Consider the following 16,805-nt stretch of genomic DNA (forward strand, 5'->3'; position numbering starts at 1 on the left):
CAGGCGTCTCCAGCGCCATGATCACCTACTTCGGGAGAGCGCGTGCGTGACTTGTCCGGGGTCTTCAAGGCCTACGACATCCGCGGCATCGTCGGCGAGCAGCTCGACGCCGAGCTCGTGCGTGACGTGGGCGCCGCCTTCGCCCGCCTCGTCGGTGGTCCGGCCGTGGTGATCGGCCACGACATGCGTGACTCGTCGCCGGGGCTCGCGCAGGCGTTCGCCGAGGGCGTGACCAGCGAAGGCGTGAGCGTGGTCAGCATCGGCCTGGCCAGCACCGACATGCTCTACTACGCGTCGGGCAGCCTGAACCTGCCCGGCGCCATGTTCACCGCGAGCCACAACCCCGCCAAGTACAACGGCATCAAGCTGTGCCGCGCGGGTGCCGCCCCGGTCGGCGAGGACACCGGGCTCGCCGATATCCGCGCCGACGTCGAGGCCCAGCGCCCGGCCACCGAAGGTGTCACGCCCGGCACCGTCGAGGAGCGCGACCTGCTCAGCGCCTACGCCGAGCACCTGCGCACGCTGGTCGACCTGTCCGGGATCCGGCCGCTCAAGGTCGTGGTGGACGCGGGCAACGGCATGGGCGGGCACACCGTCCCGTCCGTGCTCGGCGGGCTGCCGCTCGACATCGTTCCCATGTACTTCGAGCTGGACGGCAACTTCCCCAACCACGAGGCCAACCCGCTCGACCCGAAGAACATCGTCGACCTGCAGGCCAAGGTGCGTGAAGTCGGCGCCGACATCGGCCTGGCCTTCGACGGCGACGCCGACCGCTGTTTCGTGGTCGACGAGAACGGCGACCCGGTGCCGCCGAGCGCGGTCACCGCGCTGGTCGCGGTCCGCGAGCTGGCCAAGGAGCCGGGCGGCACGGTGATCCACAACCTGATCACGTCGCACTCCGTCCCCGAGATCGTCGCCGAGCACGGCGGCAAGCCGCTGCGCACCCGCGTCGGCCACTCGTTCATCAAGGCCGAGATGGCCAAGACCGGCGCGATCTTCGGCGGCGAGCACTCCGCGCACTACTACTTCCGCGACTTCTGGCGCGCCGACACCGGCATGCTCGCCGCGATGCACGTGCTCGCCGCCCTCGGCGGGCAGGACGAGCCGCTCTCGGAGCTGACGGCGGAGTTCACCCGCTACGCCGCTTCCGGCGAGATCAACTCGACGGTCGACGACCAGCAGGCCCGGATGGCGGCGGTGAAGAGCGCGTTCGAGAGGGAGGACGGCGCCGTCATCGACGAGCTGGACGGGCTGACCGTGCAGCTGCGGGACAAGTCCTGGTTCAACCTGCGCCCGTCCAACACCGAGCCGCTGCTCCGGCTGAACATCGAGGCGCCGGACGAGACGATGGTCGCCGACCTGCGTGACCGGGTACTCGGCATCGTGCGCGGCTGAGAACTTTTGCCCCCTGACAGACGTTAATCCCCATTGAGTCCCCACGACCGGGAGGTCACCGTGGCCGTCAACCTGGACCCGCAGCTGCTGGAGATCCTCGCCTGCCCGTCCGACGATCACGCCCCGTTGACCACCGGTACCCCCGACGACCCGGATGCGGACATGCTGACCTGCACATCCTGCGGGCGCCGCTACCCGGTGACCGACGGCATCCCGGTGCTGCTGCTCGACGAGGCCGTCACCGTCGGCGCCGATGGGGTGGAATCGGCCCGAGAACGGTGATCCGCGTGCTGGACGACACGCTGCTCGACGACCCCGGCAGGCTGGCCGAGGTCGACGCCGAAGGCTTGCTCCGCGCGGCCGCGATGGCCGGTGCGCAGGTGCGCGCGACCGCGGAAGCGGCCGGCGAATTCGGCCTCGACCGGCTGCGCGGCACCCGGCCCCGCGCGGTCCTGCTGCTCACCCGGCCCGGGGTCAGCCAGAGCGCGGTGCGCGTGCTGCTGGCGATCCTGCAGCCGGTCTGCCCGGCGCCGGTGGTCGTCACCGACATCGTGCCGAGCTGGATCGGGCCGCTCGACGTCGTGATCGCCCACACCGACGACCCGGGCGACCACGTGCTGGCCGAGTCGATCGACCGCGCCGTGCGCTACGGCGCCACCGTCATGCTCACCGCGCCGTCCGAAGGACCGGTCGCCGCCGCCGGCGGCGGGCGGGCGATCCTGCTGCCGCCGCGACTGCCGGTGCCGCCGGGCTTCCGGTTCCCCCGCGCGTTCACCGCGGGCCTGATCGTGGCCAACGCCGCCGGGCTGCTCTCGGTCGACCTGAACAACCTCGCCGACGAGCTGGACCGCGAAGCCGAGAAGGACCACCTGCAGCACGAGTCGTTCGTCAACCCGGCCAAGGCGCTCGCGCTGCGGCTGGCCGAGCACACGCCGTTGCTCTGGGGCCTGGACGACGTGGCCACCGCCGTCACCCGGCACGCCGCGTCCGTGCTCGCCTCGCAGGCCGCGGTGGTCGCCGACGCGTCGGGCTACCAGCAGGCGACCACCAAGATCGCGTTGCACCGGGCCGCCGTGCAGTCGACCACCTCGGGTGAGGACATCTTCGCCGACCCGGACCTGGACGGCCCGCAAGGCGGCGGGCTGCGCGTCGTGCTGGTCGAGGTCCGCTCCGACGAGCGGTCGCTGGCCGCGCGCCGGGCCGCGACCGAGGCGCTGCCCGGCACCGAGGTGCTGAGCGTGGCCGAGGAGGTCACCGGGGACGACGCGACCCGCGCGGCCGTGATCGCGCTGCGGTTCGAGCTGGCCGCCCTGTACCTGGGGCTGGCGGCCGGCACCATCGGGGACAGGGCCGCCGCGCACAACTGAGCGCGGGGGTCCGGGGTAGGGAGAACGAGACGTGGAGTTGCTGCTGGGCGCGGTTCGGCCCTATGCGTGGGGATCGCGCACCACGATCGCGGAATTGCTCGGCAACCCGGTGCCCGCACCGCACCCGGAGGCCGAGCTCTGGCTGGGGGCGCACCCCGGCGACCCGTCGAGGATCGTCGGCGCCGACGGCGCGGAGCGGTCACTGCTGGACGTCGTCACCGAGGACCCGTCGGGACAGCTCGGCGAGCAGTGCGCGGGCCGCTGGGACAACCGCCTGCCGTTCCTGTTGAAGATCCTCGCCGCGGAAGAGCCGTTGAGCCTGCAGGCGCACCCGTCGGCCGAGCAGGCCAAGGCCGGGTACGCCGCCGAGGAGGCCGCGGGCGTCGCGCGGGACGCGCCGAACCGCAACTACCCGGACCCGACGGCCAAGCCGGAACTGGTGTGCGCGCTGACCGAGTTCCACGCGCTGGCCGGCTTCCGCGACCCGCACCGCACGGTGCAGTTGCTGCGGGCCGTGCAGACGCCGCAGATCGAGCCGTACGTCAACCTCCTTGCCGCGCAACCGGATTCGGACGGGTTGCGGGCGTTGTTCACGACGTGGATCACGCTGCCGCAGCAGGCTCTGGACGAGCTGCTGCCGACGTTGCTGGACGCGTGCGTGGAACACGTGAAGGCCCACGGCGAGTTCGACCTGGAGTGCCGCACCATCCTCGACCTCGGCGAGACGCACCCGGGCGACGCGGGCGTGCTGGCCGCGATGTTGTTGAACCGCCTGGTCCTCGGGCCCGGCGAGGCCATCTACCTGCCTGCGGGCAACCTGCACGCGTACTTGCATGGCACGGCCGTGGAGATCCTCGCCAACTCCGACAACATCCTGCGCGGCGGCCTCACCCCGAAGCACGTCGATGTGCCGGAACTGTTGCGGGTACTGGATTTCCGCTGCGGTGACATGCCGGTGCAGCGCGGCGCGGGCGACCGCGTCGCGGTGTACCCGACGCAGGCACCCGAGTTCGAGCTCTCCCGCATCGAGTGGGCCGAGGGCGACCGCGCGGCCCAGCCGCTCGCGCCGTCGGGCCCGCAGATCATGATCTGCACGAAGGGCTCGGTCCGGCTCGAGGCCGACGGCAGGTCGCTCGACCTGGCCCGCGGCCAGTCGGCGTGGCTCGCCGCACACGATCCGGCCGTGACGCTGCACCCGCTCGGCGACGGCCCGGTCCAGGTCTTTCGGGCCACGGCCGGTAGGTAAGCTCCTTCCGACATTTCAGACACCGGATCCGAGGAGCAGCAAAGTGTCCGCTGGCGGCGGTACGAAGGCGATCCTGGCCGCGCTCGGCGCCAACGCGGGCATCGCGGTGGCGAAGTTCGCGGGCTTCCTGGTGACCGGGTCGTCGTCGATGCTCGCGGAGTCGGTGCACTCCCTGGCGGACACGTCCAACCAGGGCCTGCTGCTGCTCGGCCGGCGGACGTCGCAGCGCGAGGAGACCTCGCGCCACCAGTTCGGCTTCGGCCGGGACCGGTACTTCTACGCGTTCATCGTGGCGTTGCTGCTGTTCACGCTCGGTTCGGTGTTCGCCATCTACGAGGGCGTGCACAAGGTCGAGCACCCCGAACCGCTCTCCACCCCGATCGTCGCGATCATCATCCTGGTCGTGGCGATCGGCCTGGAGGGCTACAGCTTCCTGACCGCGATCCGCGAGTCCCGCAAGGTCAAGGGCAAGGCGACGTGGTGGCGCTTCATCCGCTCGGCGAAGGACCCGGACCTGCCGGTCGTGCTGCTCGAAGACAGCGCGGCGCTGATCGGTCTGGTCTTCGCACTGCTCGGCGTCGGGCTGTCCCTGATCACCGACGACCCGGTCTGGGACGGCATCGGAACGCTCGCGATCGGCGCGCTGCTGGCGGCGGTGGCGATCACCCTGATCGTCGAGACGAAGAGCCTGCTCATCGGCGAGAGCGCCACGCCCGCCATGCAGCGGCAGATCCTCACGGAGCTGGAAGCCGGGCGCGTGGAACGGGTGATCCACCTGCGCACCCAGCACCTGGGCCCGGAGGAGTTGCTGGTGGCGGCCAAGATCGCCCTGACGCCGGGCCTGCCGCTGGAGGAAGTGGCACAGGCCATCGACGACGCCGAACTCCGGGTCCGCTCCGCGGTGCCGTGGGCGAAGCGCATCTACCTGGAACCGGACCTGGACCGCGCCCACCTCCGCACCCCCAACTAACCCCGCCCCACCCTCGCGCGTCCCCTCCACCCGGGCGTGTCCCACCTTCGGTCCGGGTGTGTCCCTCGTTCCGGCGGGGTGTGTCCCCCGTTGGGACCGGGTGTGTCCCTCGTTCCGGCGGGGCGTGTTCCACGCTCCGATCCGGCGTGTCCCACCCCCAGGCTGGGTGTGTTCCTCGCTCGCAACACGTCCGCCACCGCGGTTTTCCACAGGCTACTGGTTGTCCACAGATTGCCCATGCGCCCGTTTTCCCTGCTCAGAACCGATAGACTGGTCAAGGGGGAGCCCCCGGGATGGGCGGGCCCCTGCCCGACGCGAAGACTTGTCGATCAAGGAAGTCGCGAGTTCGGGCCGGATCAAAGCGAGTTGCGGGCTGCCGATCGGTAGTGGGCTCCGGGTGTCCTGACCTTCGAGCCACGGTCGAGAGTGGTCTGAACCCCAGTTCGCACGCTGCGTTCGTTTGGCCGTGCCGAGCGTGATCACGGGCATTAGCCTCGACGGGCAAACTCCCTTCTTCTCCAGGGCGAGGAGGCCGCGAATGCCCGGCAATGGTTTGTGGCGCACCAAGTCCGTCGAACAGTCGATCAAGGACACGGACGAACCCGGCAGCAAGTTGCGCCGAAGCCTGTCAACCTGGGACCTGACCGTCTTCGGCGTGGCTGTCGTGATCGGGGCGGGCATCTTCACGCTCACCGCCCGCACGGCCGGCGACTACACCGGGCCCTCGGTCGCGGTGTCGTTCATCATCGCCGCGATCGCGTGCGCGCTGGCCGCCATGTGCTACGCCGAGTTCGCCTCGACCGTGCCGGTCGCGGGCAGCGCGTACACGTTCTCCTACGCCACCTTCGGCGAGTTCGTCGCGTGGATCATCGGCTGGGACCTGATCCTCGAGCTCGCGGTCGGCGCGGCCGCGGTCGCCAGGAACTGGTCCATCTACCTCAACACGGTGCTCGCCTACCTCTTCGACTTCGACGAAGGCGCGAAGACCGTCACCGCGTTCAAGATCGGCGCCATCACCATCGACTGGGGCGCGCTCGTCGTCATCGGTGGGCTGACCACCCTGCTCGTGCTGGGCACCAAGCTCTCCTCCCGGGTGAGCATGGTGATCACGATCATCAAGGTCGCGATCGTGCTGTTCGTGATCTTCGCCGGCCTCTTCTTCGTCAAGGCCGCCAACTACTCGCCGTTCATCCCGCCGTCGAAGGCGCCCGCGGGCGGCGATGCCGGCGTGAACCAGTCGCTGTTCGCCGCGATCGCGGGTTCCGAGGGCAGCAACTTCGGCATCTTCGGGCTGCTCGCCGGGGCGTCGCTGGTGTTCTTCGCGTTCATCGGCTTCGACATCGTGGCGACGACCGCCGAGGAGACGAAGAACCCACAACGGTCGGTCCCGCGCGGCATCCTGTTCTCCCTCGGCATCGTCACCGTGCTCTACGTCTCCGTTTCCCTCGTCGTGGTCGGCATGGTCAAGTACGGCGACCTCGCGACCACCACCAAGCCCGACGGATCGCAGGACAAGAAGACGCTCGCGACCGCCTTCGCCGCCAACGGCGCGCAATGGGGCGAGCAGATCGTCTCGATCGGCGCGCTGATCGGTCTGACCACGGTGGTCATGGTGCTCATGCTCGGCCAGATCCGGGTGATCTTCGCGATGGGCCGCGACGGTCTGTTCCCGCGCTGGCTGTCCAAGAGCAGTGACCGCGGCACGCCGGCCCGCGCCACCTGGGTGGTCGGCGGCCTGATCGCGATCGCGGCGACGTTCTTCCCGGCGGACAAGCTGGAGGAGATGACCAACGTCGGCACGCTGTTCGCGTTCGTGCTCGTGTCGGCCGGCGTGATCGTCCTGCGCAAGACGCGCCCCGACCTCACCCGCAGCTTCAAGGCGCCAGGCGTCCCGTGGCTGCCGATCCTCGCGATCATCGCGTGCGCCTGGCTGATGCTGAACCTGGAGGTCCTGACCTGGATCCGGTTCGTCATCTGGCTCGCGGTCGGCGTGGTGATCTACTTCGGTTACAGCCGCAGGAATTCGCGCCTCGGGCAGCGGATGGCCGACGGCGGCGAGGTGCCCACGAAGGTCTAGAGCGTCACCCGGGCGATCGCGCCGTGCTCGAGCGCCACCCACAACGCGTCGTCCGGGCCCGTCGTGATGCCGTGCGGCTCGGAACCCGCAGTGGGCAGCGGGAACGTCTCGATGTCGCCACCGGTGGCGATGCGGCCGATCCGGTTCGCGCCCCACTCGGTGAACCAGCACGCACCGTCGGGGCCGGTGGTGATCGCGTGCGGGCGGGCTTCGCGGTTCGGCAGCGGGTACTCGGTGATCTTGCCGTCCGTGCCGATGCGGCCGACCTGACCCGCACCGATCTCCACGAACCAGAGCGCGTCGTCGGGACCGGCGCACATGCCGACCGGCGCCGCGCTCTCGGTGGGCAACGGGAAGCTCTCGATCCGGCCGTCGGCGTCGACGCGACCGATGGCGTTGGCCTGGTTCAAGGTGAACCACATGGCGCCGTCCGGGCCCGGCGTGATGAACGACGGGAAACCGCCGTCCATGGGCAGCGGGAACTCCTGGGCCTTGCCCGTCTCGATGCGGCCGATCGCGTTGGTGGTCATGGCGGTGTACCAGAGCGCGCCGTCCGGACCAGCGGCGATGCCGTACGGACCGGAGCCCGGCGTCGCCACGGAGTCCAGCTCACCCGCCGGGGTGATGCTGCTGACCAGGTTCGCCCTGGTTTCGGTGAACCACAGCGTGCCGTCCGGCGCCGTCGTGATCACGGACGGCTGACCGTCGGTCGACGCCAGGTCATGCAGCGTGTGCGCACCGGCGACCGTGATCCGCCCGATCTTTCCCTCGTGGACCCCGGTGAACCACACGGCACCGTCCTGACCTGCGGCAATGCCGTATGGTGACACCCCGGTGACGGGGAATTCGATCATGTCCACCATGCCCGGACCTTACCGGCAAGCGCGGGTAGCGTGCCGTACATGTCCCTGCTGTGCCTTGATATCGGGTCCACTTGGACCAAAGGTGCGCTCGTTTCGGCCGAAGGCGAGCTGCTTGCCACGGCGCAGCACCAGACCACGCCACCTGAGGTCATGCACGGCATCGACGCGGTGACCGCCGCGGTCGATGGCTGTGACGCCGCGGTTCTGGCCTGCTCGTCGGCCGGCGGCGGCTTGCGGCTGGCGGTCGTCGGGCACGAGCGGTTGATCAGCGCCGAGGCCGGGCACCGGGTCGCCTTGTCCGCCGGTGCCAAGGTCGTCCACGTGTCCGCCGGTTGCCTCGACGGTGCGGGCGTGCGCGCGCTGCGGGCCGCGGCGCCGGACGTGGTGCTCCTGGTTGGCGGTACCGACGGCGGCGACGAGCGGGTCCTGCTCCACAACGCGTCGCGGCTCGGCAAGGCCCGCGTGCGGCCGCCGATCGTCCTGGCCGGGAACGTGGCAGCCCGGGAAGCCGCGTTGACCGCGTTGTCGGGCCGGACCGTCGTCGCGACGGACAACGTGCTGCCGGACGTGGGGGAGCTGGCGCCCGGACCAGCGCGCGCGGCCATCCGCCAGGTGTTCCTCCGGCACGTGATCGGCGGCAAGGGTCTGTCGCGCGGGCCGCGGTTCCGGCAGTTGGTGCGCACGGTGACCCCGGATGCCGTGTTGTCCGGCGTGGCCCGTCTCGCCGGGGTGCTCGCCGACGACGAGCCGGGAGCGGTGCTGGTGGTGGATGTCGGTGGTGCGACCACGGATGTCTACTCGGCTGTGTCCACTGTGGCCTCCGTGGAGGAGAAGCAGACGCGCACGGTGGCGTTGCCCGCGGACCGCCGGACGGTGGAGGGCGACATCGGGATGCGGTGGTCGGCGCAGGGGGTGGTCGCGGAGGCGGCGGTCGAGCGGCTGATCTCCGCGGAGGAGGCGGAGGCCTTGGCGCCGTTGGCGGCCGCGCGTTCCCGTTCCGTCGACTGGATCCCCGATTCGGCCGAAGAGTCGCGTGTGGACCTTCGCTTGGCCGCCTTGGCGGCGATTTTGGCGGTGCGGCGGCATTTGCGCATGGTCGACGGCCGGCTTGGTCCGCGTGGCGCCGGTCTGCTTGTCTTGTCGGGTGGGGTGTTCCGTCATGCTCCGGACGTGTCCGCGGTCGAGGAGGCTCTGCGTGCGGATCCGGTGCTACGGCCGGTCCTGCGGACGGCATCGGTGGTCGTCGACCGCGACTACGTGCTGGCCCCTGCCGGATTGATGTCCGATGCCGGGCATGGCGATGCGGCTGATTCCCTGCTCCGCAGCCGCTTGGCCCAGCCCGCGGCCTCCCGCGGATGACGTTTTCCACAGGGTTTCCGGAAGTTGTCCACAGATTGCGAGCTGCCCTTTTCTAGTCGCTCCCGACCGGTAAAATGCCTGGTAGACGCGGTTCCCTCGGTCGGATGCCCGAGCTGATCCATGTCACCCAAAGCGGTGAATGGGCCCGGATCATGCCCGGATTTGGGTGTTTCCCGCGTCTGCTGTAAAGACGCAGTGCCGCAGCCAGCACCGGCACCGCCGACAAAGCGCACGCTCCCGCCGACACGACCCGCCACCAGGAGGCGAATGAACGAACCAACCGCCAGTCCCGCTCGACGCGAGTCGCCCGGGGAACTACAGCAGACCCACCGTGCGAACGCCCCCGACCCCCGCTCCCGCTCGCGGGTAGTGGCCTCACCTGGTCCTCCCCGGCGCGGGCCGCTGGCATGGTCCGCGGCGGCAGGGATGAGTTTCTTCGTGGTGCTGGGCGTCGTGACGTTCGCGTCGAACGCCGGCCGACATCGCATGCAGCGCTAGCTCAAGCCCGCCACCCGAATGGCGCTGACGGCAGCAACCCCGCAGCCAGTGCCACCGCCCGGTCCCACTCGGGATCGGTCACGTAGTGCTGGTGCGTTTGCGGCCCCGCGACCCACCGCAGTCCGCGCGTCGGTCGCAGCCGGGGGTCCGGTAGCCAGTGGTCGCTGCCCAAGACCAGCGCCCCCGACTCCGTACGCGCGGCAGGCGCGAGCGGTCCTGGTGGCAGCCCCGGGCGCAATCCGACTCCGAGCAACTGGCCATCCGCCACCTGCCGGCGCCACGTGGTCACCGCGCATCCCAATGGATCCGTGCCCCGGCACAGCGATCGCCACCGGCCGCCGAGGGCGTCGTGCAGGCGGACCAGCGACGCCGCGGGGACCACCACGGGAAAGGCTCGTGGGTAGGCCCACTGCAACGGCGCCCCCGCCGTCACGAGGCCGACCCGCTCGAACTCCTCCGGCGGCAGGCAGTGGGACAGGCGTGCCGCCGCAACGGCGACCAGCAGGGCACCCTGGCTGTGTCCAGTTAGGACTACCCGGGTGCCTGGCGTCTGCAGGTGTTCGAGCGTACGCGCCACCAGTTCGGGCACGACTTTCAGCGCATAGCAAGGCGGCACCGTCGGGTGCGCCTCGCGCGGCCAAAAGCACGCGATGTCCGCCAGGACCCCGAGATGTCGCGCGGTTTCGGGTTTGCGGGCCGCGGTGTAGACCGCGCGCAGCAGCGAAGCCGCGAGCAAACCCAGGGCCAGCACGCCGATCGCCGACAGGGGGCTGGTCCACGCGGGCGGTGCCACGCCGCGCAATCGCATCACCAGCGCGACGACCGCACCCGCGCACAGCACGGCCGCGAGCCCGAGCAAAGCCCGGTGCACCGCGAACTGCTGCCAGTTCGCCCGCCGCCACAGGCGGGTCGCGACGGGGATGTCCGACGGCTTGTCCTTGTGCAGCAACGCAACCACGGGTGCCTCGTCCGGCCCGCCGCGCCACCCGCGGGCCAACCCGACCGCCGCGTAGGGCACCCCGATCACCAGCGCCAGCACCGCTCCGCAACCCCACAGCAACGTGATCGACTGGTACCCGAGCGGCAACGCGCCGCCGCCGAGGAGTTTCCGCACGGTGATCCCGAAACCCGCGCCGAACCCGCCACCCAGCAACCCGGCGGTCGCCAGCACGGGCGCCGCCATCCAGCCGCCGGCCCACGGTCGCAACTCCGGCGGCTCGTTGCGCCAAGTCGGGCGGGCCAGCAACGCTGCCGGGATCAGCAACACCCCGAACACCACGACCACGGCGAACAACACCAGCGCGATGCCCTCGACCCACCCGTCGGTCCCTGGCAGCGCGGTCGGCAACTGCCCGCGCGTGAACCCCGCGACCAGCACCAGCCCCGCCGCCGACCACACCAGCGCCCAGCGTGGCCGGTGGCCGAACAGCCGCCGCAACCGCGTTCCCGAGCCGACGGCCGGGTCGTCCAGCGCCACCACCCCGGCCACCGCGACCACCAGCAGCACGACCGCGAGCAACCACACCGCCAGCGGCCATCCGCGCGGCGGGTCGAGCGGCCCGCCCAACGGCATCAACGCCACCGTCGCCAGCGCGGCCACCAGGTGCAGCGCGCGCAACGCGGGCGTGTCCGGGTCGGCCACGAGGTTGCTGCCCGGCAGCGGCGCATCCACGTTCGGCGGTGTCGGGTCGTGTTCGGGCGCCTGGCCGACCTCCCACTTCACCTTCGACACCCGGTGCAACACCGCGCACACCAGCAGCACGGGCACCAGCCCGATCACCGGCCGCACGCCGTAGGCCGACCGAAGCCACGAAGGCACCGGGGAAAGGCACTGCGTGCCCGGCGCAAGGCATTGCGCCGCAAGCAAATCCAGCGTCACGACCGCGACCTGCGCGACCAGGAGCATGGTCAGCAACACCGATGCCAACCGCAGCAGCGCGCGGCACAACCGGCCCAGCACCGCGCCCGCGCGATCCCGCACCGGCGGCAGCATCCAGTGCGCCACGTTCGCCATGGAGAAGGGGAACAGCACCGCCCACATCGCCTTGGCGAAGCCGCCGGACGTCATGCCGCCCCACACGTATCCCTCGACCGTCCGCGGCAGCGGCCTGCCCTCCGCTTCGAGCACGGGGCCCGGCGCGGGACGGCGAAGTCGATCAGCGGGCCGGACGATGCGCCCGATCCCGTCCCCGGCGACGTCCACGGCGGCGACGGCGTTGACCAACGACTCGGGCCGCGTGCCGAGCATGCCGTGCACGCGCAGTTCGACCACGCGGGTGTCCGGTCCGGGCAGCAGCAAGACATCGACCTCCGAGAACTGGCACGACCAACGGTAGTGTTCGTTGACCACGGAGTTTGGAGGAAACGCACGATGACCGCTGAAGACACGCGCGTCGAGCCCGGTGCCCGGTACGCGAAGACGATCGGCGACCTCGAGTTCGCCGTGGCGGATCTGTCGCTGGCCGAGTTCGGCCGCAAGGAGATCCGGCTGGCAGAACACGAGATGCCCGGTCTGATGGCATTGCGCCGGGAGTACGACGGGGTGCGGCCGCTGGCCGGAGCGCGGATCTCCGGGTCGCTGCACATGACCGTGCAGACCGCGGTGCTGATCGAGACGCTGGTGTCGCTGGGCGCGGAGGTCCGTTGGTGCTCGTGCAACATCTTCTCCACCCAGGACCACGCCGCGGCCGCGGTCGTGGTTGGGCCATATGGCACGGAAGAAGAGCCCAAGGGCGTGCCGGTGTTCGCCTGGAAGGGTGAAACCCTGCCGGAGTACTGGTGGGCCACCGAGAAGATGCTCACCTGGCCCGGCGAGGGCCCGAACATGATCCTCGACGACGGCGGCGACGCCACGCTGCTGGTGCACAAGGGCCGCGAGTACGAGGAAGCCGGCGTCGTGCCGTCCGCGGAGGACGACGACCCGGAGGAGTGGCAGGTCATCCTCGACGTGCTGCGCCGTTCGCTGGCCGCCGACGGCAAGAAGTGGACCAACGTGGCGTCGGGCATCCGCGGGGTCACCGAGGAGACCACGACCGGCGTGCTGCGGCTCTACCAGCTCGCGGCGCAGGGCAAGCTGCTGTTCCCGGCGATCAACGTCAACGACTCGGTGACGAAGTCGAAGTTCGACAACCGCTACGGCATCCGGCACTCGCTGGTCGACGGCATCAACCGCGGTACCGACGTGCTGATCGGCGGCAAGGTCGCGGTCATCTGCGGCTATGGCGACGTCGGCAAGGGTGCGGCGGAGTCGCTGCGCGGCCAGGGCGCGCGGATCATCGTCACCGAGATCGACCCGATCTGTGCCCTGCAGGCCGTGATGGACGGCTTCGACGTGCAGACCCTCGACGACGTCGTGGGCAAGGCCGACATCGTGATCACCACGACCGGCAACAAGGACGTGGTGACCGTCGAGCACATGGCCCGGATGAAGCACCAGGCGATCCTGGGCAACATCGGCCACTTCGACAACGAGCTCGACATGGCCGGTCTGGCCCGCTACCCGGGCGTTCGGAAGATCAACATCAAGCCGCAGGTCGACGAGTGGGTGTTCCCCGACGGGCACTCGATCATCGTGTTGTCCGAGGGCCGTCTGCTGAACCTGGGCAACGCCACCGGGCACCCGTCGTTCGTGATGTCGAACAGCTTCTCCAACCAGGTGATCGCGCAGGTGGAGCTGTACACGAAGCACGAGGAGTACGACAACGAGGTGTACCGGCTGCCCAAGAAGCTGGACGAGAAGGTGGCGCGCATCCACCTGCAGGCCCTCGGCGGCAAGCTCACCAAGCTGACCAAGGAGCAGGCCGAGTACATCGACGTCGACGTCGAAGGCCCGTTCAAGTCCGACCACTACCGCTACTGAGTCCGACCACGGAAAGCCCCCGCCGGCCCTCGCTCGGCGGGGGCTTTCCGCTATGTCACACGGGCAGCGACCAGGTCTGGTTGACCTGGAACGACCCGCACGGCCACACCACGAGCTTCGTCAGGTCGGCTGATGAGCCGCCGTACGCGTCGAGGCAGGTGCCGGACGCGCCGTTAACCAGCGCGCCGGATTGCTGGTAGGTCCACTTTTGCGCGGTGGACCCGGTGCACGTCGACAGCACGGCCGCGCTGCCGTCCGCGGTGCCCGACGCGGTGAGGCACTTGCCGAGCGTGCGCAGCGTGGCGTCGGTGCCGACCGCCCACCGCTGGTTCGCGTTGCCGGTGCAGCCGTACAACACGATCGCGGTGCCGTCCGCTGTGCCGCTGTTGGTGTCGTCGACGCACTTGCCGCCGATTCCTTCGATCTGGCCGGTCGGTGTGACGCCGCAGCCGGCGCCCTTCGTCACCCGGAAGACCGCGGTGCCGTGCGCGGGCACCGCGGCCGACAACGCGCCGGTCGTGGTCGACGTCGCACCGGTCCACAGGTTCTTCACCGACGACGTGCAGGTGCCGGTGATCCCGATCGCGGTGGTCGACGTGGTGAGCGTGGCCGTCGCGGCACCGCGGTTGAGCAGGGCCACCGCGCGGTCACCGTTGGCCAGCGGCTTGACGAGGACTTCGGCGGTGCCGGACGTCGACACCCGTGCCGCCTGCTTGCCGAGCGGGTCCTTGTCGAGCGCGATCAAGTCGCGATTTCCGGCCGTGGCAAGGGAAGTGGCGTCCATCGCGGGCACGTCGACGGACAGGATCAGCGGCGCGGACATCATCGCCCACAACGCCATCTGGCTGCGTGACTCGTCGGCGGTGAGGGCGTCGCCGGTGATCAGGAAGTCGGGGTCGTTCCAGTGGTTCGGGCCCGCGTAGCGCTGCAACGGGACGTTGTAGGAGTAGTTCGTCATGACGCTGCCCCACCGGTTGGTGCTGCCGTGCACGGCGATGTCCCAGCCTTCGCGCCAGAGCTGGCCGTACTGCGGCAGCCACGACAGCGTGCGGTACCAATCCGGGTTCTGGCAGCAGAAGTAGGCGGGTGCCGACTCGGAGAACGCGATCCGCCGGCCCGACGCGGCCAGCGCCGCGCTCTGCTGGGCGTAGAGGTCGCGGTAGGTCTGTTCCTTGGTCTTGCCCTGCGCGGTCGGGACGTTGCAACCGTCGAGTTTCAGGTAGTCCACGCCCCACGCGGCGAAGAGGTTGGCGTCCTGGGTGAAGTGGCCCATGCTGCCGGGGTAGCCGCCGCACGTGCTGGTGCCCGCGTCCTCGTAGATGCCGAACTTCAGGCCCTCGGCGTGCAGGTGATCGCCCAGCCACTTCATGCCGTGCGGGAACTTGACGGTGTCGGCGACGAGGTTGCCCGCGGCGTCCCGGCTGTGGGTCATCCAGCAGTCGTCGACGGTCACGGTGTCGTAGCCCTTGGCGGCGAGGCCGCTGCTGACCAGCGCGTCCGCGTTGGGGACCATGACGTCTTCGGAGACGCCGCATTCGTAGCGGGCCCAGTTGTTGAAGCCCATGGGCGGGGTCGGGGCCAGGTTGTCGCCGTTGTCCGCGCTCGGTGTCGCGGCCACGGCTTCGGGTGTCACCAGCAACGCCGGGAGCAGCAGCAGCCCGGCCAGGATCGGGAGCACACGCATTCGATCACCACCACGGTGTGGGAGCAGGGACCTCGACGGTAGCTGCTCGAAGATGATCGAAAAACCTCCATTCGAATCATCTTCAATCAGGTGGCTCAGCGTGGGACAGTGAGGTGGAAAGCTTGGCTGAACGAACCTCACGGCCCGGTGGGTAGTCCGGGCGGTCGTGTCACGCGGCTCGTTGTCCCGCCCCGGCGGGAAACCAGGGCAGCCAGGGTGATGCCCCATGCCCTGGAGTACCGATGTCCGCGACCTTTTCCGTGTTCCACGACGGCCAGTTCTGGGTCGGCGTCCTCGAACTGCACGACGAAGACGGCGTGCGCGCCGCCCGGCACGTGTTCGGACCCGAACCCGGCAACGCCGAACTTCTGGAGTTCTGCACAGGCTCGGGTTTCCTGGACCTGTCCAGGCAGGCGCACGCCGCGCCGTTGGTGCCCGAGGACCAGCGCCCCGTCCGCAAGCTCAACCCGAAACGCCTGGCCCGCGCCGCCCGCAAGGCCCTGGAAGATCAGCCGGTCGGCACGGCGGCCCAGCGCGCGCTCAAGGAGTCATTCGTCGAGCACGCAGCCGGCGCGAAAGCCCAACGCAAACAGCGCCGCGAAGCCGCCAAGGAACGCCGTCGCGACATGGCCAGGGCGAAGGCCAAAGCCAAGCACCGCGGCCACTGACCGAACTTTCCCGCGCGCGTAGACCAGACCCCTGCCCTCCCGGGGGCACCCCTTGAGACCCATTCTATCGGGGGTTGACCTGCGATAACGGGCAAAGGTGAAATCTGTGGACAACCACCCGCCTGTGGAGAACCGCACCCGCGAGCGGCGAACAGCGGGCGGCTAGGGTCTGGCGCGTGGGGCGACTGATCGTCATCGAGGGCCTGGACGGCGCCGGCAAGCGCACGCTCGCCAACGGCCTGACCGCCGCGCTCACCGCCGAGGGCGCGACGGTGACCGCGCGTGCCTTCCCGCGCTACGGCGTCGACGTGCACGCGGACCTGGTCCACGACGGCCTGCACGGCCGGCTCGGCGGCCTCGGCGACGAGGTCTACGGCATGGCCGTGCTCTACGCCCTCGACCGCCACGGCGCCGCCGACGAGATCCGCAAGGCCCTGGGCCAGCACGACGTCGTCCTGCTCGACCGTTACGTCGCGTCCAACGCCGCTTACGGCGCCGCGCGGTTGCACCAGGACGCGCACGGTGAGTTCGTCGACTGGGTGCGGGCCATCGAGATCGAGCGGTTCGGCTGCCCCGTGCCCGACCTGCAGCTGCTCCTGCGCGTGTCCGCCGAGGTCGCCGCCGAGCGCGCGGCCGGGCGGGAGCGCACGGAGCGTGCCCGCGACACCTGGGAGACCGACAACGACCTGCAGGCGCGGTGCGCGGCGGTCTACGACGGGCTGGCCGAGCGGCGGTGGCTCTCGCCGTGGGAGGTCGTCACCGACCCCGATTACGCCGCGTTGGCGGCCCGGGTTGTCACCTGACCGGCCCAAGATCGCC

General features: G+C 70.2%; 13 protein-coding genes. 10 read left to right on the plus strand and 3 right to left on the minus strand.

Going from position 1 to position 16,805, the window contains the following annotated elements; genetic code table 11:
* Positions 1-42: 42 nt before the first annotated feature.
* From EV186_RS29425 to EV186_RS29450, 6 genes are all read left to right on the plus strand, one after another.
* Positions 43-1,395 carry a phosphomannomutase/phosphoglucomutase gene (locus EV186_RS29425; protein WP_133852731.1) on the plus strand — a complete coding sequence of 451 codons (1,353 nt, stop codon included), beginning with the start codon at positions 43-45 and terminating at the stop codon, positions 1,393-1,395.
* 60 nt (positions 1,396-1,455) lie between these two features.
* On the plus strand, positions 1,456-1,677 hold the full coding sequence (locus EV186_RS29430) for a Trm112 family protein (protein ID WP_133852732.1): 222 nt from the start codon (positions 1,456-1,458) through the stop codon (positions 1,675-1,677).
* 5 nt (positions 1,678-1,682) lie between these two features.
* Positions 1,683-2,762, plus strand: coding sequence for an SIS domain-containing protein (locus tag EV186_RS29435; RefSeq protein ID WP_133852733.1), 1,080 nt, complete (start codon positions 1,683-1,685; stop codon positions 2,760-2,762).
* A 31-nt stretch (positions 2,763-2,793) separates the two neighbouring features.
* Entirely contained in the window at positions 2,794-4,008 is a 1,215-nt protein-coding gene (gene manA / locus EV186_RS29440) for a mannose-6-phosphate isomerase, class I (protein ID WP_133852734.1), read from the plus strand.
* Positions 4,009-4,051: 43 nt separating this feature from the next.
* Positions 4,052-4,978 (plus strand): cation diffusion facilitator family transporter, encoded by a 927-nt coding sequence (locus EV186_RS29445; RefSeq protein ID WP_133852735.1) that lies wholly within the window; start codon positions 4,052-4,054, stop codon positions 4,976-4,978.
* A gap of 538 nt (positions 4,979-5,516) precedes the next feature.
* Entirely contained in the window at positions 5,517-7,055 is a 1,539-nt protein-coding gene (locus EV186_RS29450) for an APC family permease (RefSeq protein WP_133852736.1), read from the plus strand.
* Here EV186_RS29450 and EV186_RS29455 read toward each other — a convergent pair.
* A complete protein-coding gene (locus tag EV186_RS29455; RefSeq protein WP_133852737.1) occupies positions 7,052-7,918 on the minus strand; it encodes a Vgb family protein in 867 nt (288 codons plus the stop codon). The genes EV186_RS29450 and EV186_RS29455 overlap by 4 nt on opposite strands.
* A 39-nt stretch (positions 7,919-7,957) precedes the next feature.
* Here EV186_RS29455 and EV186_RS29460 point away from each other — a divergent pair, with 39 nt between their 5' ends.
* Positions 7,958-9,277: a glutamate mutase L gene (locus EV186_RS29460; protein WP_133852738.1), complete on the plus strand. Its 1,320-nt coding sequence runs from the start codon at positions 7,958-7,960 to the stop codon at positions 9,275-9,277.
* Between the two features lie 499 nt (positions 9,278-9,776).
* Here the strand turns inward: EV186_RS29460 and EV186_RS29465 are convergent, their stop codons facing one another.
* The gene (locus tag EV186_RS29465; RefSeq protein WP_243754356.1) at positions 9,777-12,074 is read right to left on the minus strand and encodes a hypothetical protein; all 2,298 of its coding nucleotides are present in this window, start codon (positions 12,072-12,074) and stop codon (positions 9,777-9,779) included.
* Positions 12,075-12,146: 72 nt separating this feature from the next.
* On the opposite strand from EV186_RS29465, the gene ahcY reads away from it, so the two are divergent.
* The gene (ahcY, locus tag EV186_RS29470; protein WP_133852739.1) at positions 12,147-13,634 is read left to right on the plus strand and encodes an adenosylhomocysteinase; all 1,488 of its coding nucleotides are present in this window, start codon (positions 12,147-12,149) and stop codon (positions 13,632-13,634) included.
* 55 nt (positions 13,635-13,689) lie between these two features.
* On the opposite strand, the gene EV186_RS29475 is transcribed toward ahcY, so the two are convergent.
* Positions 13,690-15,318, minus strand: a complete 1,629-nt coding sequence (locus EV186_RS29475; protein ID WP_133852740.1) for a ricin-type beta-trefoil lectin domain protein — start codon at positions 15,316-15,318, stop codon at positions 13,690-13,692.
* A gap of 242 nt (positions 15,319-15,560) precedes the next feature.
* On the opposite strand from EV186_RS29475, the gene EV186_RS29480 reads away from it, so the two are divergent.
* Both EV186_RS29480 and EV186_RS29485 read left to right on the plus strand, forming a co-directional pair.
* Positions 15,561-15,986, plus strand: coding sequence for a YjdF family protein (locus tag EV186_RS29480; RefSeq protein ID WP_133852741.1), 426 nt, complete (start codon positions 15,561-15,563; stop codon positions 15,984-15,986).
* Positions 15,987-16,162: 176 nt separating this feature from the next.
* On the plus strand, positions 16,163-16,789 hold the full coding sequence (locus tag EV186_RS29485; RefSeq protein WP_133852742.1) for a dTMP kinase: 627 nt from the start codon (positions 16,163-16,165) through the stop codon (positions 16,787-16,789).
* Positions 16,790-16,805: the final 16 nt, after the last annotated feature.

The sequence above is a fragment of the Labedaea rhizosphaerae genome (genome assembly GCF_004362825.1).
In the GTDB taxonomy this organism is placed as follows: Bacteria; Actinomycetota; Actinomycetes; order Mycobacteriales; family Pseudonocardiaceae; genus Labedaea; species Labedaea rhizosphaerae.